This is a genomic window from Rhodobium orientis (assembly GCF_003258835.1).
GTDB classification, from domain to species: domain Bacteria; phylum Pseudomonadota; class Alphaproteobacteria; order Rhizobiales; family Rhodobiaceae; genus Rhodobium; species Rhodobium orientis.
On the sequence record NZ_NPEV01000147.1, the window covers coordinates 1 to 282 of the forward strand.

General features: G+C 47.2%; 1 protein-coding gene. It reads right to left on the bottom strand.

What is annotated here, in order from left to right; all coding sequences use genetic code 11:
• The coding region (locus CH339_RS25590; protein WP_146610299.1) for a prephenate dehydrogenase/arogenate dehydrogenase family protein at positions 1–200 on the bottom strand (200 nt) is incomplete at its 3' end.
• Positions 201–282 lie beyond the last annotated feature (82 nt).

Sequence of the window (282 nt, forward strand, 5' to 3'; positions counted from 1 at the left end):
GACGCTTCTTTCACCCCTTCTAAAAAAGAAGCGGCCGGAGCATCAATTACGCCAAGCTTTTGTGCAGCCCTTGCCTGCTCTTCTGACACGTCAAACCCGATAATCCGTTTGCCCGGGTGTTCCTTTTTGATGGCCAGGGCGATCGAACCGCCGATTAAGCCCAAACCGGCCAACAAAATCGTTTCATTCGGTTGAGTCATTTTTTATCACCTAGTTCATCAATAGACTAAAGAGGTGACTGAATCATCACCTCTTACAACATGCCGGCTAACGTTTTCAAAA